This is a genomic window from Pantoea folii (assembly GCF_056678875.1).
The window spans coordinates 157,350-176,970 of record NZ_JBWXON010000013.1; the positions used below are offsets into that span (position 1 = coordinate 157,350).

Here is a 19,621-nt window from a genome sequence, read left to right on the forward strand (position 1 = left end):
TGGCGGCGGGGGTACATTAGGCGGGTTTTTTTAATACCCAGCGGTCTTGTTGCTTGTCATAGTGTCCGATCTGCAGATCGACGGGCTCGCCATCAATCCACGCCGGCACGCTGGTTTCATGATCCCAGCCATCGAGTTGGTAACTCAGGCCGGGGTTGGTATTGCAGGGAATGCTGATGGTATCGAGCTTTTCAGCATTCAGTTCTGCATCAACGATCTCGTAACGACCAATCTTTACCACGTGTCCCATGCGCTTCTCCCGTTTGTGCTGGGTGGAACAGTGATCATAGTCGCTCACGCGCAGTTTTGGCGTATTCGCGGTTAGGATTACTCCTTGTCTTCCATGACACGTACGCCAATTTTAACGATTTGGTTGTCCTCTTTCTCTGCCACGGTCCAGGTCAATTGGTTCCACTCCACCTGATCGCCCACCACCGGTGTACTGCCCAGCAGGCCCATCACCAGTTGACCGAGGGATTGCTGATCGTTGGTGGTTTCATCGAGTTCCAGCCCATAAATTTGCGCCACATCGCGTAAACGTGCCTCGGCATCCAGAATGAAGTCACCAAAGAAGCGTTGATCGAGCGCGACGGGTGGAGACTGACTGAACATTTTACCCAAAGCGGGCAAATCACGTTCACGTCCAATCACACATAGCACATCGCCCTCTTTAAGGCGCGTGCTACCGTTGGGATGCATCAGCGCGTTATCGCGGAACAGGGCAGCGATGCGCGTTTCGCGTGGCATCTGCAAATCACGCAGCGCGGCTCCGATACACCATTTATCAGCACTAAGTTGGTAAACAAACTGCTCCCAGGGGTTTTCAGGGTGGATGTCCAGTCCGACGCGGCTGATAGGTGATGCAGTAGGGGGAACCACAACTTTGGCGCGTTTGGCCGCATAGCCCAGTGAGGTGCCCTGGAGCATCAACGACACGAGAACCACGAAGAAGGCGATGTTGAAGTAGAGCTTGGCGTTTTCCAGCCCGGCCATCATCGGGAATACTGCGAGGATGATGGGTACTGCGCCACGCAGGCCAACCCAACTGATAAAGATGCGTTCGCGGCCGGTAAAACCTTTAAATGGCAACAGGCCCACCAGAATTGAAAGCGGACGCGCCACCAAAATCAGCCAGAGAGATAAAATCATGGCAGGAACGGCGATATGCCACAAATCAGATGGCGTCACCAGTAAGCCGAGCACGATAAACATGCCGATCTGACTCAACCACGCCATACCATCGAAGGTTTGCAGAATACCGTGACGGTTGCGAATCGGGCTGTTACCCAGCAGATAGCCACACAGGTAAACCGCCAGAATACCGCTGCCTTCCATCACCGTGGTCAGTGCAAACACAATGATGCCGCCACTTAACGCCAGCAGGGGATAGAGACCTTGCGCCAGATTGATACGGTTAATCAGTTGCTGTAGTGCCCAGCCGCCGCCCAGCCCCAGTACAATACCGAGACCGAACTGTTGCACCAGATGTACCACAAACATCCAGCTTAAGCCTGACTGGCCTTGCTGGATCATGTCAATCAGCGTGATGGTCAGGAATACCGCCATGGGATCGTTACTGCCGGATTCAATTTCCAGCGTGGAGCTGACACGTTCGTTAAGGCCTTTATCCCCCAGCAGCGAGAAAACGGCGGCGGCATCGGTGGAACCGATAATCGCGCCAATCAGGAAACCTTGCATCAAATCAAGTTTGAAAAGCCAGGCAGCAGCCAAACCGGTTAAACCGGCGGTTATCATCACGCCAACCGTGGCGAGTGACAGCGCAGGCCCCAGCGCCACCTTGAATGAGCTGGATTTGGTGCGCATGCCGCCATCCAGCAAAATAATCGCCAGCGCGAGGTTAGAAACCAGATACGCCACCGGGTAGTTGTCAAAAGCGATGCCGCCAATCCCATCAACGCCAGTCAACATGCCTAACGCAAGGAAGATCACCAGAATAGGGATGCCAAGCCGTGACGAGAATGAACTCAGAAGAATACTTGCTGCGACCAGCACGGAACCAATAATAAACAAACTGTAAATCATGCTGGCATTCAACGGCGTTCTCCTGCGGTACGAGCGAAAATGACAAACTGCGGGGGATTCACACAGACAAGGTGAAAAGATAATGCCTTATCAATAGCTTGTCAGCGCTTAATTGCATATTTTTTCTATCTGCGGAGCGCTATCCCATAGATCGTTAAAATTGTGTGAAAAATCAGCGGGAATTTCAGGTGAATGAGCGGTGGCGCGGAAAAGAAAAAGCCGGTCAATGACCGGCTTGATGTTCAGGCTTCTGCCACCTGTTTGTGGAAAAGTTCTCTAAATACTGGGTAAATGTCTTCTGGCTCACGGATGTGCTGAATCGCGAAGTTATCAAACATAGCCTGCAGATGTTCATACTCACGCCACAGCGTCTGGTGCGCACGGCGCGTGATTTCGATGTAGCTGTAATAACGTACAACCGGCAAAATATGTTTGGCCAGAATTTCGTGACACAACGGGGAGTCATCCGCCCAGTTGTCGCCATCAGAGGCTTGTGCCGCATAAATATTCCACTGCGCAGGGTCATAGCGCTCTTTAACCACTTCATCCATTAACTTCAATGCGCTAGACACAATGGTGCCGCCGGTTTCCTGCGAGTAGAAGAACTCCTGCTCATCGACTTCTTTCGCCTGCGTATGGTGACGGATATACACCACCTCCACATTTTTATAGGTCCGGCTCAGGAACAGATAGAGCAGAATATAAAAACGCTTCGCCATGTCTTTCGTGGCTTGATCCATGGAACCGGACACATCCATCAGGCAGAACATCACCGCCTGGCTGGAAGGCTCAGGGCGCTTCTCAAAGTTTTTGTAGCGTAAGTCGAAGGTATCAATAAAGGGTACGCGTTCAATGCGTGCCCGCAGTTCGGCAATCTCTTTGCGCAGCCGCTCCTCTTCCAGCAACTGAGCCGGTTCACTGTTCTCCACTTCCGTCAGCGTGGCTTCCAGTTCGTGCAGCATACGGCGTTTACCGGCGGTCATGGCAGTACGACGCGCCAGTGAATTTTGTAGCGAACGCACCACACTGATGTTGGCCGGTACCCCATTTGAGGTAAAGCCCGCGCGGTGCGTTTTATATTCGTTCAATTGTCGATGCTGATTTTTACGCAGATTTGGCAGGGCAAGATCTTCAAACAGCAAATCAAGATATTCATCTTTCGATATCTGGAAGACAAACTCATCCTGACCTTCACCGTCCTGACTGGCGTTGCCCTGACCGCTGCCACCGCCACCACCGCCCCCTTGTGGGCGCTCAATGCGGTCGTTCTGGACGAAATGATCGTTCCCCGGATGCACGCGATGGCGACTGCCGCCGCGTCCCTGATGGAAAATAGGCTCATTGATGTCATCGATAGGAATCGAGACAGATTCGCCGCTCTCCACGTCGGTGACCGACCGCTTGTTGATGGCCTCGGAGATCGACTGCTTGATTTGCGACTTGTAACGGCGCAGGAAACGCTGCCGATTGACCGCGCTCTTGTTTTTACCGTTCAGACGCCGATCGATAAAATAGGCCATACATATCCCCCAAACTACAGTGCAAGCCAGGCCGGAACCACTCCGGCCTCCTGTTGCGGCGTCGCGGCGCCGCGTAGCTTACAGGTAACGATTAAGACGATTTACGCACGCGCAGATACCATTCGCACAACAGGCGCACCTGTTTGCGGGTATAACCTTTCTCCATCATGCGATCGACAAAATCATCGTGTTTTTTCTGTTCGTCCGTTGAGGTCTTGGTATTAAACGAAATCACCGGCAGCAACTCCTCGGTATTGGAGAACATTTTCTTCTCAATGACCGTGCGCAGTTTTTCGTAGCTGGTCCAGTTAGGATTACGTCCGCTATTTTGCGCCCGGGCACGCAGCACAAAGTTGACGATCTCGTTACGGAAATCTTTCGGGTTACTGATCCCGGCAGGTTTCTCGATTTTTTCCAGTTCAGCATTCAGTGATTCGCGATCAAACAGCTGTCCGGTATCCGGGTCGCGGTATTCCTGATCCTGAATCCAGAAGTCGGCGTAAGTAACATAGCGGTCGAAGATGTTCTGACCGTATTCTGAATAAGATTCCAGATAGGCGGTCTGAATCTCTTTGCCAATAAACTCCGCGTATTTCGGAATCAGATAGCCTTTCAGGTGCTCAAGGTATTTCTCTGCCAGATCCTGCGGGAACTGTTCGCGTTCAATTTGTTGCTCCAGTACGTAGAACAGATGTACCGGGTTGGCCGCCACTTCGGCATGGTCAAAGTTGAACACGCGCGACAGAATCTTGAACGCGAAGCGGGTCGAAAGGCCGTTCATGCCCTCATCCACGCCAGCGTAGTCATGATACTCCTGCCATGATTTCGCTTTTGGATCGGTATCTTTCAGGCTTTCACCATCATAGACGCGCATTTTTGAATAGATGCTGGAGTTTTCCGGCTCTTTCAAACGCGACAGGATTGAGAAGCGCGCTAAGGTCTCCAGCGTGCCTGGTGCACATGGCGCCGTCGTCAGCTCACTGTGATTAAGCAGTTTGTCGTAGATTTTGATCTCTTCCGACACTCGCAGGCAGTAAGGCACTTTGACAATGTAAACACGGTCCAGGAACGCTTCGTTGTTCTTGTTGTTACGGAAAGTCACCCATTCTGACTCGTTGGAGTGCGCCAGAATGATGCCGTTAAACGGCAGGGCAGAGATCCCTTCAGTACCGTTGTAGTTACCTTCCTGAGTGGCGGTCAGCAATGGATGCAGCACTTTAATCGGTGCCTTAAACATCTCGACGAATTCCATGATGCCCTGGTTCGCGCGGCAGAGTGCGCCCGAGTAACCGTAAGCGTCGGGATCGTTCTGCGCGTGGTTTTCCAGTTTGCGGATATCCACCTTACCGACCAATGCAGAGATATCCTGGTTGTTCTCATCACCCGGTTCCGTTTTGGCGATGGCCACTTGCTCCAGGATAGAAGGCCAGACTTTGACCACTTTAAAGCGGGTAATATCGCCGCCGAAGTCATGCAGGCGTTTTGCTGCCCACGGCGACATGATGGTGCCCAGGTAACGCCGCGGCACGCCATACTCTTTCTCAAGAATGTTGGCGTCTTCCTGCGGGTTGAACAGGCACAGAGGATGATCGTTGACCGGGCTGCGTTCGCCATCAGCGCTCAGCACGTAGATCGGTACGCGTTGCATCAGGGCTTTCAAACGCTCAGCAAGTGACGATTTACCGCCACCGACCGGCCCCAGCAAGTAGAGAATCTGTTTCTTCTCTTCCAGGCCTTGCGCAGCGTGTTTCAGGTAGGAGACGATCTGCTCAATCGCTTCCTCCATACCATAAAACTCTTCGAAGGCGGGATAGCGTCCCATGACGCGGTTAGAGAAGATTCTGGAAAGGCGTGGCTCCTGCGCCGTGTCAACCATCACCGGCTCACCGATAGCCATCAATAGTCGCTCTGCAGCGTTGGCGTATGCACTGCGATCCTGCTTACAGATTGCGAGAAATTCCTGCAGTGTGAACTCTTCGTCCTTGGCAGCTTCATAACGCTGACGATAGTGATCGAATATATTCATAGCGATGCCCGTCCTTTCGTTTTTAGCACAGGTAAAGGAGCGAAATTAGATACGTTTGCAGCTCCCGGAAGATATTCTTTAATGAGTACAGCAACCCTTATGCCAACCTGACGTTTTTTTATCGGGATACACAAATCTTATGGTTACTCTGCTCGTACAAAAAGTCTCGGCTTACTTTTAACTGTAGAAGGCATTCAGAAAATCTGCAGCCACTTTTCTCCTTATTTATCGATATATCAATAACAAAGTCTCATAAGCACTAAGGCATTCCGTTTGCTTGTCTACCACTGCAGCCTGCTTCAGACTATTCCGCATGGGTGATAAACATCCCTGATTTAACGTTAACCCAGCGCGAAATTTTAGTTAGACTCTGCGTGTGATTGTTATATTAATGGACTGATTAAATTGTGAACCAATTCAAACTTAAAGCGCTTGCTTGTGTTGTTCCTTGTTATTTTGCGGCGTTCAGCACTCATGCAGAACCCTTATCTCTCGGGGCTTCGGTTATTTATGCCCAGTCACCTTATCGTGGCGGACAGGACCGATACATCCCCATCCCGGTCATCAATTATGAAGGCGAAAACTTCTGGTTCCGTAGCTTGCAAGGCGGCTACTACCTGTGGAAAGACCAGCAGGATCAACTGTCATTAACCTTGCTGGGTTCACCGCAACAGTATGATCCCAAGGATAACGATCTGGGTGACATGAAGGCTCTGGATAAGCGCCGGATGACCCTGATGGCAGGTGCCACCTATCGTCATGTTGCTGATTGGGGTATCGTGCGCACCGCTCTGCTAGGCGATGTGCTCAACAACAGTAATGGCATCATCTGGGATCTTACCTATCTGTATCGCTTCGATTTTGGCGCGTTCAGCCTGACGCCAGGCATCGGTGCAATGTGGAACAGCGCCAACCAAAACCGCTACTACTATGGCGTGTCATCGCACGAAAGCGCGCGGACAGGTATTGCTGAATATCAGCCGGACGACAGCTGGTCTCCTTATGTAGAAATGAACGCCAGCTACCAGATTAGCGATAGCTGGAACGCCAGTTTGTCCGGGCGCTACACCCGCTTTGATAGCGAAATCAAAGACAGTCCGATGGTGGACAAAAGTGGTCAGTTCACCCTCTGGACCGGCATCAGCTACAGCTTCTAATGGTTTTACATCGCGCCTCGTAATGAGGCGTTTTTATTACATTGCACCAATAACGCGCCCCATCTTGGCGCATCAGGAGGCGTAATGAAGACGATTCAATTCCGTGGAGAATCAGCTTTACCCGCTATTGGGCAAGGAACCTGGTATATGGGGGAGAATGCAGCGCTGCGTCGTCAGGAAGTCACGGCGTTACAGGCTGGATTGGATCTGGGGTTAAGACTGATTGATACCGCAGAAATGTACGCCGAAGGCGGGGCGGAAGAGGTGGTGGGCGAAGCGCTACGCGGACGCCGCCATCAGGCCTGGCTGGTGTCAAAAGTCTATCCGTGGAATGCCGGGGAAGTGGATGCGATAGAGGCCTGCGAGCGCAGCTTACAGCGCTTAGAGACCGATTATCTTGATCTTAATCTGCTGCACTGGCGCGGCAATGTACCACTGGAAGAGACCATTCGCGCCATGGAAACCTTACAGCAGCAGGGAAAAATTCGGCATTGGGGCGTATCGAATTTCGACACGGACGATATGCAAGAATTGTGGAGTGAGACGGGCGGTGAAAACTGCGCAACCAATCAGGTGCTGTATCACCTGGCATCACGAGGAATCGAATACGATTTATTAGCGGCATGCCAGCAACGTGATATGCCGATAATGGCCTATTGCCCTCTGGCGCAGGCGGGACGTTTACGTCAGTCACTGTTTGATGATCCCCATTTGCAGCAGATTGCACAACAGAAGAGCATCAGCGTGGCGCAATTACTGCTCGCATGGGTGATTCGTCAACCTGGCGTGATCGCCATTCCCAAAGCCAGTAGCCAACAACACGTGGCGGAAAATGCCGCCGCGTTAAATCTGCATTTGAGCGTTGAAGAATTAGCGATCATCGACCGGGCGTTTCCAGCACCGCAACATAAAACGGGCTTAGACGTGGTATAGCGGCGCATCTGCGCCGCAAACCTATTTATTGCGCACGCGAAGGGTGGTACCGAGGCGAGCAGGGGATTCACCGGCACTTTTCATCGGCTTGTTGATGCGAGCCGTTTCCACGCAGACCATGGTTTTGTAACCCTCATTAGGCATATCCGCCATGCTGCAGGACAATTCTGGCCCTGGATTCCATGTGACAACGTCACTTTTATAGTGATGATACACTTCAATCTGACGTTTTCCTGCTATGTCGTGAATCACACTGCAATCTTCGGCGGCGGTGTGAATCCGATCGACGCGGTCAGGGTAGGTTTGCTTGCCATCAGCCGAACTGCCTACCGTGTTAGCGTTCACCTTGTCGATAAAGTTATTTCCTAAGCCACTCACTTCCACCTGAGCAATATCGGCGATCTGGAAGTAGGTGTGCAAGGCTGCGGTGGCTTCGTAATCGCCCCAGGCTTCCAGCTCAATTTCACAATGCTCGGCGATACGGAAACGGGCCAGCAGGGTGAAATCATGCGGCCACAGCTTCTTCGTTTGCGCGTTGCTTTCCAGTGTGAACGTCAGCATTACGGCATCTTCGTTCTCATCGTGTGCAGTCAATGTCCAGGGTTGATTACGGGCGAAACCATGCGCCGGTTCACCTGCCGGACCAAACCAAGGCCAGCAAATCGGCACGCCTCCACGGATTGCTTTGCCTGCGGCAAACGGCGTCTTATCGCTCAACCAGATCACCGGTTGCTGGCCGCTGGGCTGCCATGAGAGCAGATGTGCGCCTTGCAGCGCAATCGCCGCTCGGACCTTGGGATGGCTCACGACGACGATGGGTAAATCGCCCATCTGGCGTTGTGACAGATAAGGGGTGATCTGATTCACCACCGGTAAACTATAAAGCGTATCTTGCATCGTCAGACCTTCTCTTCTTCCAAATGAAAAAAAAGGGGCGACCGAAGTCACCCCTTGTCTGTTTCGCCAGTCGCTTACTTAGAAGCAACCAGTGCAATCAGATCCAGAACTTTGTGTGAGTAGCCAGTTTCGTTGTCGTACCATGAAACCAGTTTCACGAAGTTGTCGTTCAGTGCGATACCGGCTTTAGCATCGAATACTGAAGTCAGGGTTTCGCCATTGAAGTCGGTTGATACAACGTCGTCTTCGATGTAGCCCAGAACGCCTTTCATCTTGCCTTCAGATTCAGCTTTGATCACGGCACAGATTTCTTTGTAAGTGGCTGGTTTTTCGAGACGTACAGTCAGGTCAACAACAGACACGTTCGGGGTAGGAACGCGGAACGCCATACCGGTCAGTTTACCGTTCAGCTCTGGCAGAACCACGCCCACTGCTTTAGCAGCACCGGTAGAAGATGGGATGATGTTCTGAGCTGCGCCGCGGCCGCCGCGCCAGTCTTTGTGAGACGGGCCATCAACGGTTTTCTGCGTAGCGGTGGTGGCGTGAACAGTGGTCATCAGACCTTCAACGATACCGAAGTGGTCGTTGATCACTTTAGCCAGTGGTGCCAGGCAGTTAGTGGTGCAAGAGGCGTTAGAAACGATATCCTGGCCAGCATATTTTTCAAAGTTTGCGCCACGAACGAACATTGGGGTCGCATCTTTAGAAGGACCGGTCAGAACCACTTTCTTCGCACCAGCCTGAATGTGTTTGCGAGCGGTTTCGTCGGTCAGGAAGATACCGGTTGCTTCTGCAACAACGTCAACACCCACTTCGTCCCATTTCAGGTTAGCCGGGTCTTTCTCAGCGGTAACACGGATTTTCTTACCGTTAACAATCAGCGCGCCGTCTTTCACTTCTACGGTGCCGTCGAAACGACCGTGCGTAGAGTCATACTTCAGCATGTAAGCCATGTAATCGGCGTCGAGCAGGTCGTTGATCGCGACGATTTCGATGTCAGAACGCTGCTGTGCAGCACGGAAAACGATGCGACCGATACGGCCAAAACCGTTGATACCTACTTTGATAGTCATATATTCCACCAGCTATTTGTTAGTGAATAAAAGGTTGGCTGTAAAATTACAAAAACCTTACCAGGCGTCAAGCGGAATCGTGTCAATTGTTGCGACAGGTCAATTCCAACGCCAGGAATAATTGGTTGCGCAATCGCTTACGCAGCACCCTTATTGCGCGCCTATGTTACGCCGAATACCGACCGAAAAGGGATGACTTTTGCAAAGGGTGATCGACGTCACAATTTTGCGCTGTGGCAGTCGTGGAGAACGGGTTCGCACGAAAAAAGACCATGATGATGTTGTTCGTTTGTTAGAATACTAGTCGATTTTTACAGAATGACACTCCGGAACTCAAAATGGCTAAAGACACCGCACCCGAGGCAAAAATCGCGCAGCTCTCTGAGATGCAGCGTTATGTCACACAGCATCGCGGCACGGAACCTCCTTTCAGTGGCGCACTCCTGCATAACAAGCAGGAAGGTATCTACCACTGTTTAGTGTGCAATTCACCGCTGTTCCTCTCAGACTCTAAATATGATTCAGGCTGCGGCTGGCCGAGCTTTTACCAGCCGTACAGCGATGATGCGATTCGTTATCTGGAAGATGATTCTCACGGTATGCACCGCGTGGAAATTCGCTGTGGCAATTGCGATGCGCATCTCGGCCACGTCTTCCCGGATGGCCCGCAGCCTACCGGTGAGCGCTACTGCGTTAACTCTGCCTCATTGAGCTTTACCGATGAGCAGGGCAAGCAACAAGAGGGCTGAGCATGAAGCAAGAACTGGAAGCCATGCTGGCGGCGATGACGCCGGAAGTCTACGAGCGGCTCGCCACCGCAGTGGAAACCGGTAAATGGCCGGACGGTGTCGCGCTGACGCAAGAGCAGCGCGATAATTGCCTGCAGCTGGTGATGCTGTGGCAGGCGCGTCACAACGACGACCCGCAGCATATGACCATTGGCAAAGGGGGGGAGATGGTGATGAAGTCGAAAAAGCAGCTTAAGGAAGAGTTCGGTATCGAGCCGGACATCACGCGCATTAACCTGCACTAGAGCGCAAAAGGGCTGGTTTTCACCAGCCCTCATTTTCAGATTATTACCGCACCCTGAGCTTGCATCTGTTCGATGGCAATATCGCTATCATCAGGATTCAGGTTGACGCCGCGGCAACCCTCTTTCACCACTTCAACGTTGTAGCCCAGCTCCAGCGCATCCAGCACGCTGTATTTGACACAGTAATCGGTGGCGAGACCCAGCATCACCAGATCGCTGATGCCGCGTTCCCGCAGCCAGCTGTCCAGCTCCGTTTTACGGCGATGGCCATTGTCGAAGAAGGCACTGTAGCTGTCCACGTCAGCATCGCCGCCTTTGTGGAACACCGCATCAATCAGTGTGCGATCCAGTTCGGGGTGAAAATCCGCACCCACTGAGTTCTCAATACCGTGATCGGGCCACCAGATTTGCGCCAGACCGTTCAGTTCACCCAATGTATACACCGGTTCACCAGAGACAGAGGCGAAGCTGCCGTGATCTGCCGGATGCCAGTCCTGTAATGCCACTACACATTCTCCCCGATCGCGGAACTCGCGTGCGTAGCGATTGGCAACGGCAACCGTTTGGTCGCCTTCGCGCACTGCCATTGGGCCGCCGGGGCAAAAATCGTTTTGAATATCGATGATTATCAATGCCCGCTTCATTACATCTCGCTCCGTATCAGTCGTCGGTCAGTTCGCCGCGTAAATTCTGTTGCATTCTGGCACGAATTTCCGGGTTGGTGAGGTTTTGACTCAACAAAAAGTGCAGTTTTGTTAATGTTGCCTCAACGGTAAGGTCAAAACCGCTGATCACGCCCGCATGCTCCAGCGCATTGCCAGTGGCATAACCCCCCATGTTCACTTTGCCGGACATGCATTGCGTCAGATTCACCACCACAATCCCACGTTCGCTGGCCTGCTGCAGCTCAGCCAGGAATTCGGCATTCTGCGGCGCGTTGCCCACCCCATATGAGCGAAGAATCAGGGCCTTCACCGGCTGGCGCAAGAAGTTACGTACCACATCGGCAGAGATACCCGGATAGATGGTGACCACGCCAATCGGCTGCGGAGTAATCGGGTGCACAATCAGCTCACCGCTGCCCTGAGGCGCAGGTGGCGTATTGAGTTTACGAATGTGAATACCGGCTTCCAGCAGAGGAGGGAGATTCGGTGAGGCAAAGGCGTTAAAGCCGTCGGCATGCGCTTTGGTGGTGCGATTGCCACGGAACAGCGTGTTGTTAAAGAACAACGCCACTTCATTGATCGGATAATTAGCGGCCACGTACAACGAATTGAGTAAATTCTGCTGACCATCTGAGCGCAATTCTGCCAGTGGAATCTGCGAGCCGGTTACGATTACCGGCTTCGCCAGGTTTTCCAGCATGAATGACAGCGCCGAGGCAGTGAATGCCATGGTGTCGGTGCCATGCAGAATCACAAAACCATCATAGCTGTCGTAATTCTGTTTAATGTCATCAGCAATCGATTGCCAATCCAATGGCGTCATGTCTGACGAATCCATCAGAGGCTGATATTCGTGGATGGTGAAATTCGGCATCTCAGGCCGATGGAACTCTGGCATGTTGGCCAGTTGCTGCTGCAAGTGGCCGGAAACCGGAATGTAGCCGTGCGCGGAGCGCTGCATACCGATGGTACCGCCCGTGTAGGCTACATAGATATTTTTCTTTTGCATGGAAGAACTCAGACTTGCCGTAAAACGCGCAGTATAAGGGGATTAACAGCGAAAAGCAGCCCGACCAGCGGCCGGGCTGTAAAGATTAGCGTACGTTGCCGCAGTTCAGGCAGAAGGCGTAGCGATTTTGCGGATCATTAAGATTGTTCATCAGGCCAGGCTGATCTTTCACTGCACTCATTACGTCCAGCATCGGCGCGGGCAGCCACACCTTCAGTGCTGCTGGCAGCATCGCTTGTGCAGAGGCATTCATCTGATTTAGCAGCAGGTCAATCATGCCGGGGTCGTCCTGATACCAGCTAAGCTGCGGCTTGGCGACTTTTGCCAATTCGGCCGCTTTCGCCACGGCATCGTCAAAATCACCCAACGCATCGACTAAACCATTCGCTTTGGCATCGCTACCGGTCCAGACGTGGCCCTGGGCGATATCATTGATCTGCTCTGGCGTTTTGTGACGCGACTTCGCTACCAGTCCGACAAAATTGCGATAGCCATTTTCGATGGTCAGCTGCATCAACTGTTGCACTTCCGTCGGCAGGGCTTTAGTGGTGGCAACATCCGCCAGTGGCGAAGTGGCCACGCCATCCGTGTGCACACCAATACTGTTCAGGCTATTTTCAACCGTGTTAATCACGCCGAAAATACCGATTGAACCGGTCAAGGTGCTGGGTGCGGCCACAATGTAGTCTGCTGGCGTCGAGATCCAGTAGCCGCCTGAAGCCGCCATGCCGCCCATTGAGACCACCACTGGCTTGCCGGCATCATGGGCTGCGGCTAACTCTTCACGAATCGCTTCCGATGCCGACACGCTGCCACCTGGGCTGTTGACGCGCAGTACAATCGCTTTGATTTTCGGATCGAGACGTGCATCGCGAATCTGCGAAGCGGTGGTATCGCCACCCACGTTTCCGGCGGTTTCCTCACCGTCCATAATCGCACCGCTGGCGAAGATCACCGCAATATTGCCATCCTGATCCTGCTGAGGCTGCTTCACGGTGTAATCGTAAATGCTGACGTTGCGATAATCGTTATTGGCTTTATCCCAGCCAAAGGTTTTCACCAGTTCCTGATCGGCAGCCGCACGGCTGTCCAGCACATCAACCAATTTACTGTTCAGCGCATATTTTGCGGTATCGCCGTCAACAGCCTGCAATCCGCTGATGACGCCGGCTGCTCCCGGGAACAGTTGATCCGGGGTAATCTGGCGATTTGCGGAAACGGTGTTCAGGTAGTTCTGCCACAGCTGGCCGATCCAGCGACCATCCGCATCACGTGCTTCCGGAGACATATCGTCACGCAGGAAAGGCTCGACGGCAGATTTGTAGGTGCCCACACGGAACACATGAGAATTGACTTTGAGCTTCTCTAGCAGGGATTTGTAATACAACCCATTGGTAGCAAAGCCATGCAGATCAACGGTGCCCTGCGGTGACAGATAAATTTTGGTGGCATAGCTGGCGATGTAGTATTGCGCCTGGCTATAGCTATCACCAATGGCGTATATCGGTTTGCCCGCATCACGGAACTCACGCAGCGATTTGCCCAGATATTGTAATGAGGGTTGATCGCCGCCAGCAAAATCACGCAAATCAAGCACGATCCCGGTGATGTTTTTGTCAGTTTTTGCCTGACGAACCGCATCCACCACGTCGAACAATGAATTCTCTTGCAGGCGATCGCTGCTCGCGCCCAGCAACTCACGGCTGATGCGACTCAGGCGATTACTGACGGAAGGTTTATCCACTAATACACCGCTTAAATCCACTTTGAGTGCACCCTGTTGCACCGGTTCGCTGCTGTTGGCGCTGGAAAGCTGTAACCAGATACCGACACCGGCGAGGATTAAGACGATGAGGAATAAATTAAGAATGAATTCCCGAATAAAATTTAACACCCGCCAGCTCCAGCGGAACAGGCCAGCAATAATTCGCCACAATGTGCGCATAAACTCTCCATATTCACGTAACAGGGCAGTCGCCACGCGGTCTGCCCCGATGTCGGGTTCATCCTAAAGAGCAGCGTGCGAAATGTCAGCAGGAAATCGCGCCAGACTGTTACAAAAGATCTTGCTGTGCCAGGATTAGCCCACGCTTTTTATTCACGGGAGAATAATGATGGATGCACTGGATTTATTAATTAACCGCCGTTCGGCTTCGCGTCTGGCAGAACCGGCACCAGCGGGCGAAGTCTTGCAGAACATTTTGCACGCAGGCTTACGTGCACCGGATCATGGTACGTTGCAGCCGTGGCGCTTTATCATTGTAGAGAATGAAGGGCGTGAGCGTTTTGGTAAATTGCTTGAACAAGCGGCGCGTGACAGCAACCTCGATGAAAAGGCGATTGAAAAATCCGCCACCGCACCGTTTCGAGCGCCGATGATTATCACTGTTGTGGCGCACTGTGAAGAGCATGCCAAAGTCCCGCATTGGGAACAGTTGGTTTCAGCAGGTTGTGCCGTGATGGCGATGCAAATGGCCGCGGTGGCGCAGGGCTTTAACGGTATCTGGCGCAGCGGTCCATGGACCGACCATCCTTCGGTACGCGAAGCCTTTGGTTGCCGCGAGCAGGATGCGATTGTCGGATTCCTGTATCTCGGTACACCGCAGCTTAAAGCAAATACCACGGTAGTTGCACCGGACACCGCGCAATTTGTCAGTTATTTCTGACAGACATCAGCGGGTTTCTTCGGCAGGGTGAGGCGTGTTGCAAAGATTGCACACCGCGTGTGCGAAAGATCGAGCTTAAACCGCGCAACACTTACCACCGGTTGACAGCCAGGCTAACATACAGCCTTCTGTTCAGCGCATAAGGAACCCGCCATGAGTGAACCTCTTCGTCTGACGCAATACAGCCATGGAGCTGGCTGCGGCTGCAAAATTTCGCCGCAGGTACTGGAAACCATTCTTCATAGTGAGCTGACCCCTTTTCATGACCCCCAGTTGCTGGTGGGCAACGAAACACGTGACGATGCTGCCGTATACGATCTTGGCAACGGCACAGCGGTAGTCAGCACCACCGACTTCTTCATGCCGATTGTTGATGATCCCCATACCTTTGGCCGTATCGCCGCCACCAACGCTATCAGTGATATTTATGCCATGGGCGGCAAACCGATTATGGCGATTGCCATCCTGGGTTGGCCGGTCAACGTGCTGAGCCCGGAAGTGGCTCAGCAGGTCATTGAAGGCGGTCGTGCGGCCTGTCAGGCTGCTGGTATTGCGCTGGCGGGTGGGCATTCGATCGATGCGCCGGAGCCGATTTTTGGCCTGGCCGTCACGGGAATTGTTGATGTGGCGCGGGTGAAAAAGAACAGCGCCGCGCAGGTAGGAAGCCAGCTGTTTCTCACCAAGCCGCTGGGAATTGGCATCCTGACCACAGCCGAGAAAAAAGGCCTTCTGCTGCCAGAACACCAGTCATTAGCGGCGGAGGTGATGTGTCAGTTGAATAAAGCCGGTGCCGAGTTCGCCAAACTGGATGGCGTCAGCGCCATGACCGATGTCACCGGTTTTGGCTTGCTGGGACATCTGAGTGAGATTTGCCAGGGATCAGGTTTGCGTGCGGAAATCCACGCCACACAGGTTCCGCGCTTACCGGGTGTCGATGAGTATATCGCCAAAGGTGCCGTGCCCGGCGGCACTCAGCGCAATTTTGCCAGCTATGGCGCCCTGATTTCCGCAATGGACGATGCAACACGCGCGTTACTGTGCGATCCGCAAACCTCGGGTGGTTTACTGGTGGCGGTGCAACCCAGCGAGGTCGAAGCCTTCCAGCGCTGCGCAATATTGGCCGGCGTGCAGGCGACGGCGGTGGGTGAACTCTTCGCTGCCGATCCTTCCTGTCCATTAATTACCGTCGTGAATTGACGTAGAAGGAACGACGCCAGACATGCGTTTGTTTATTGCTGAAAAACCCAGCCTGGCGCGTGCCATTGCTGATGTACTGCCGAAGCCGCATCGCCGCGGTGACGGTTTTATTGCCTGTGGCAACGATCAGATGGTCACCTGGTGTGTCGGACATTTGCTGGAACAGGCGCAGCCGGACAGCTATGACAGCCGCTATGCGCGCTGGAATCTTGCCGACTTGCCGATCATTCCGGAAAAGTGGCGTTTACAGCCACGTCCGTCGGTGGCTAAGCAACTCAAAGTGATTGAGGGTTTGCTGCAACAGGCGAGTGAAGTGGTGCACGCCGGTGACCCGGATCGAGAAGGTCAGCTGTTGGTGGATGAAGTGCTGGACTACCTGCAACTCGCGCCGGAAAAGCGGCAGAAAGTGCAGCGCTGTCTCATTAACGATCTCAACCCCTCCGCCGTGGAGCGAGCAGTCAGCCGTTTACGTGAGAATCGCGAGTTTATCCCGCTGTGCGTATCCGCATTGGCCCGCGCCCGCGCAGATTGGCTCTACGGCATCAATATGACCCGTGCCTGGACGCTATTAGGCCGCAATGCCGGTTATGATGGCGTGCTGTCGGTCGGACGCGTACAAACGCCGGTACTCGGCCTGGTGGTGCGTCGCGATGAAGAGATCGAAAACTTCATTCCTAAAGATTACTTCGAAGTGAAAGCGCACATTGTGACGCCGAAGGATGAGCGTTTTGTTGCCAGCTGGATACCCAGCGACGCCTGCGAACCCTGGCAGGATGAGGAAGGTCGCCTGTTACACCGTTCGCTGGCCGATCATGTCTTAGAGCGCATCAACGGTAAGCCGGCGATAGTGACAGGCTATAACGACAAACGGGAATCTGACACCGCACCATTGCCGTTTTCGCTCTCCAGCCTGCAGATCGAGGCGGCAAAGCGTTTCGGCCTGAGTGCGCAAAACGTACTGGACTGCTGCCAGCGTCTGTATGAAACCCATAAGTTGATTACCTATCCGCGTTCAGACAGCCGTTATTTGCCGGATGAACATTTTGCCGGACGGCATGCGGTGCTGAATGCGATACAGGCGCACCAACCCAATCTGACACCGCCTACGGATTTTAACCCTGATCAGAAGAACCGCTGCTGGGATGATAAAAAGGTGGATGCGCACCACGCGATCATCCCTACCGCCCGCGCCAGTAAAGTGAACCTCACGGAGAATGAAGCCAATATTTACGGCCTGGTGGCACGTCAGTATCTGATGCAATTTTGCCCAGACGCGGTGTTTCGCAAATGTGTTATCGATCTCGAGATTGGCGGGGGTAAGTTTGTTGCCAAAGCGCGTTTTCTGTCAGAAGCGGGCTGGCGTGCCTTACTCGGCAGTAAAGAACGCGATGAAGAGAACGATGGCACGCCTTTACCGGTGGTGGCAAAGGGCGATGAGCTGCTGTGTGAGCGCGGTGAGGTGCATGCCAAGCAGACGCAGCCGCCGCGCCCGTTTACCGATGCCACCCTGTTATCCGCCATGACCGGCATCGCGCGCTTTGTTCAGGATAAAGAACTAAAGAAAGTGCTGCGTGCGACCGATGGTTTAGGGACGGAAGCGACGCGAGCCGGCATTATTGAATTATTGTTCCGCCGGACATTCCTCGTGAAGAAAGGCCGCTATATTCATTCTACGGACGCGGGCAGGGCGCTGATCCATGCGTTACCAGAAATGGCGGCCCGACCAGATATGACGGCTCAATGGGAATCGACATTAACACGCATCAGTGAAAAGGCCTGCCGCTACGATGAGTTTATGCAGCCGCTGGTTGCCACGCTGATCGGGTTAATTGGCGAAGCGCGTCAGCGACCCTCGTTGCAATCATTTAGAGGCATTGCCGCACCGGCCGCTAAACGTAAAGCAAAACCGAAATCGACCCGGCGTAAAACCAAGGAGACAGAGTGATGCGTTATATCCTATTAGCGCTTAGCGGGCTGCTGTTGTGCATGAATTCGGCGCTGGCGAACCGCCAGCCGGAAAACAGTCGCACGGGCAATACGGATGTGGTGGTGGATATGCCACCGGAAGTCTGGACACAGGGACAGAATAATCAGCAGAGCAACTGTCTGCAGTGCTGCACTTATGAGAATCGCAGTTACTCTGAAGGGGCAGTAGTGAAAGCGGAAGGCGTGCTGCTGCAGTGTGGGCGTGATGAGAAAGTGATGGGCACTAACCCGCTTATCTGGAAAATCATCAAGTAAAGGTGCGTGGCGTTCTCACGCCACGCAGTTTACTTATTTTTCCAGATTGAACGTCGACCAGACAGGTGCATGATCCGATGGTTTTTCCATACTGCGGATCTCGTAATCAATGCCACTTTCAATGCAACGCGCTGCCAGCGGTTGACTGGCCAGCAACAGGTCGATACGCAGACCACGGTTATCATCAAAACCTTTTGAACGGTAGTCGAACCAGGAGAAACGGTCAGCCGTTTCCGGGTATTTCGCGCGCCAGGTATCGACCAGACCCCAATGCAACAGGCGATCCATCCACTCACGCTCTTCTGGCAGGAATGAGCATTTACCGGTGCGCAGCCAGCGCTTGCGGTTATCTTCGCCAATGCCGATATCAAGATCGGTACTGCTGATATTCATGTCACCCATGATCAGCACCGGCTTATCAACCGCCAACTGCTGTTCCAGATAATCCTGTAAATCACGGTAGAACTTCTCTTTCGCCGGGAATTTAGTTGGATGGTCACGGCTTTCACCCTGCGGGAAGTAACCGTTAATCACGGTGATGTCGCCAATCGGGCTGGGGATCTCCGCCATGATTAGGCGGCGTTGTGAATCTTCATCATCACCGGGAAAACCACGACGTACCGAAACAGGCTGCGCTTTGGTCAGCAGCGCGACGCCGTAGTGGCCTTTTTGACCATGATAAAACACGTTGTAACCCAACTTGCTGACGTCTTCGAGCGGGAACATGTCATCGTGAACTTTGGTTTCCTGCAGGCCGATGACGTCTGGCTGATGCTGTTCGACGAGGGCTTCAAGTTGATGAGGGCGTGCGCGCAAGCCATTGATGTTGAAAGAGATGAATTTCATTTCGCTGCCATTCTTATCCGCAAAAGTATGCCGGGATGGTAACGAGTTTTCGTTAGAATGTCATGGATTGAATCGGGAAGAAATAACGATGTAATCAATAGGAAAAGCGATGGTGGCGGGAGAAGGATTCGAACCTTCGAAGTCGATGACGGCAGATTTACAGTCTGCTCCCTTTGGCCGCTCGGGAATCCCGCCAGGGATATAAAGCTCTTAGTGATTCAGGTGAGAAGATTATTCAGATGGTGGCGGGAGAAGGATTCGAACCTTCGAAGTCGATGACGGCAGATTTACAGTCTGCTCCCTTTGGCCGCTCGG

At 53.1% G+C, this 19,621-nt stretch carries 18 protein-coding genes and 1 tRNA gene; 8 read left to right on the top strand and 11 right to left on the bottom strand.

Annotated features, from left to right (window positions below; all coding sequences use genetic code 11):
- Positions 1-16: 16 nt before the first annotated feature.
- The 4 genes from AC1MDE_RS16210 to yeaG form a co-directional block, all read right to left on the bottom strand.
- Positions 17-250 carry a DUF1480 family protein gene (locus AC1MDE_RS16210; protein ID WP_034828766.1) on the bottom strand — a complete coding sequence of 78 codons (234 nt, stop codon included), beginning with the start codon at positions 248-250 and terminating at the stop codon, positions 17-19.
- 77 nt (positions 251-327) lie between these two features.
- Entirely contained in the window at positions 328-2,055 is a 1,728-nt protein-coding gene (locus AC1MDE_RS16215; protein WP_480344833.1) for a potassium/proton antiporter, read from the bottom strand.
- Between the two features lie 230 nt (positions 2,056-2,285).
- Positions 2,286-3,563 (bottom strand): YeaH/YhbH family protein, encoded by a 1,278-nt coding sequence (locus AC1MDE_RS16220; RefSeq protein WP_034828771.1) that lies wholly within the window; start codon positions 3,561-3,563, stop codon positions 2,286-2,288.
- 91 nt (positions 3,564-3,654) lie between these two features.
- Positions 3,655-5,589: a protein kinase YeaG gene (gene yeaG / locus AC1MDE_RS16225; RefSeq protein WP_034828773.1), complete on the bottom strand. Its 1,935-nt coding sequence runs from the start codon at positions 5,587-5,589 to the stop codon at positions 3,655-3,657.
- Between the two features lie 407 nt (positions 5,590-5,996).
- On the opposite strand from yeaG, the gene AC1MDE_RS16230 reads away from it, so the two are divergent.
- Entirely contained in the window at positions 5,997-6,746 is a 750-nt protein-coding gene (locus tag AC1MDE_RS16230; protein ID WP_058959835.1) for a MipA/OmpV family protein, read from the top strand.
- An 84-nt stretch (positions 6,747-6,830) separates the two neighbouring features.
- Positions 6,831-7,679 carry an aldo/keto reductase gene (locus AC1MDE_RS16235; RefSeq protein ID WP_480344834.1) on the top strand — a complete coding sequence of 283 codons (849 nt, stop codon included), beginning with the start codon at positions 6,831-6,833 and terminating at the stop codon, positions 7,677-7,679.
- Positions 7,680-7,700: 21 nt separating this feature from the next.
- On the opposite strand, the gene AC1MDE_RS16240 is transcribed toward AC1MDE_RS16235, so the two are convergent.
- Positions 7,701-8,576 carry a D-hexose-6-phosphate mutarotase gene (locus tag AC1MDE_RS16240; RefSeq protein ID WP_058959833.1) on the bottom strand — a complete coding sequence of 292 codons (876 nt, stop codon included), beginning with the start codon at positions 8,574-8,576 and terminating at the stop codon, positions 7,701-7,703.
- Between the two features lie 74 nt (positions 8,577-8,650).
- Positions 8,651-9,649, bottom strand: coding sequence for a glyceraldehyde-3-phosphate dehydrogenase (gapA, locus tag AC1MDE_RS16245; RefSeq protein WP_034828788.1), 999 nt, complete (start codon positions 9,647-9,649; stop codon positions 8,651-8,653).
- A 338-nt stretch (positions 9,650-9,987) separates the two neighbouring features.
- On the opposite strand from gapA, the gene msrB reads away from it, so the two are divergent.
- On the top strand, positions 9,988-10,398 hold the full coding sequence (gene msrB, locus AC1MDE_RS16250; RefSeq protein ID WP_058959832.1) for a peptide-methionine (R)-S-oxide reductase MsrB: 411 nt from the start codon (positions 9,988-9,990) through the stop codon (positions 10,396-10,398).
- Positions 10,399-10,400: 2 nt separating this feature from the next.
- Positions 10,401-10,682 (top strand): YeaC family protein, encoded by a 282-nt coding sequence (locus AC1MDE_RS16255; protein ID WP_045816085.1) that lies wholly within the window; start codon positions 10,401-10,403, stop codon positions 10,680-10,682.
- Between the two features lie 35 nt (positions 10,683-10,717).
- Here the strand turns inward: AC1MDE_RS16255 and pncA are convergent, their stop codons facing one another.
- From pncA to sppA, 3 genes are all read right to left on the bottom strand, one after another.
- A complete protein-coding gene (pncA, locus tag AC1MDE_RS16260) occupies positions 10,718-11,326 on the bottom strand; it encodes a bifunctional nicotinamidase/pyrazinamidase (protein ID WP_058959831.1) in 609 nt (202 codons plus the stop codon).
- A gap of 16 nt (positions 11,327-11,342) precedes the next feature.
- Positions 11,343-12,356 (bottom strand): asparaginase, encoded by a 1,014-nt coding sequence (gene ansA, locus AC1MDE_RS16265; RefSeq protein WP_038646633.1) that lies wholly within the window; start codon positions 12,354-12,356, stop codon positions 11,343-11,345.
- Between the two features lie 85 nt (positions 12,357-12,441).
- Positions 12,442-14,301, bottom strand: a complete 1,860-nt coding sequence (gene sppA, locus AC1MDE_RS16270; protein WP_045816086.1) for a signal peptide peptidase SppA — start codon at positions 14,299-14,301, stop codon at positions 12,442-12,444.
- A 169-nt stretch (positions 14,302-14,470) separates the two neighbouring features.
- On the opposite strand from sppA, the gene AC1MDE_RS16275 reads away from it, so the two are divergent.
- From AC1MDE_RS16275 to AC1MDE_RS16290, 4 genes are all read left to right on the top strand, one after another.
- Complete coding sequence (locus tag AC1MDE_RS16275) at positions 14,471-15,022, top strand: NAD(P)H nitroreductase (RefSeq protein ID WP_034828801.1); 552 nt, start codon at positions 14,471-14,473, stop codon at positions 15,020-15,022.
- Between the two features lie 153 nt (positions 15,023-15,175).
- Positions 15,176-16,219: a selenide, water dikinase SelD gene (selD, locus tag AC1MDE_RS16280; protein WP_058959829.1), complete on the top strand. Its 1,044-nt coding sequence runs from the start codon at positions 15,176-15,178 to the stop codon at positions 16,217-16,219.
- Between the two features lie 22 nt (positions 16,220-16,241).
- Positions 16,242-18,164, top strand: coding sequence for a DNA topoisomerase III (locus AC1MDE_RS16285; protein WP_058959828.1), 1,923 nt, complete (start codon positions 16,242-16,244; stop codon positions 18,162-18,164).
- A 41-nt stretch (positions 18,165-18,205) separates the two neighbouring features.
- Complete coding sequence (locus AC1MDE_RS16290; RefSeq protein WP_236699723.1) at positions 18,206-18,460, top strand: YnjH family protein; 255 nt, start codon at positions 18,206-18,208, stop codon at positions 18,458-18,460.
- A gap of 33 nt (positions 18,461-18,493) precedes the next feature.
- Here AC1MDE_RS16290 and xthA read toward each other — a convergent pair whose 3' ends face one another.
- Positions 18,494-19,306 (bottom strand): exodeoxyribonuclease III, encoded by an 813-nt coding sequence (gene xthA, locus AC1MDE_RS16295; protein ID WP_034828809.1) that lies wholly within the window; start codon positions 19,304-19,306, stop codon positions 18,494-18,496.
- A gap of 110 nt (positions 19,307-19,416) precedes the next feature.
- Positions 19,417-19,501, bottom strand: a tRNA-Tyr gene (locus AC1MDE_RS16300).
- Positions 19,502-19,621: the final 120 nt, after the last annotated feature.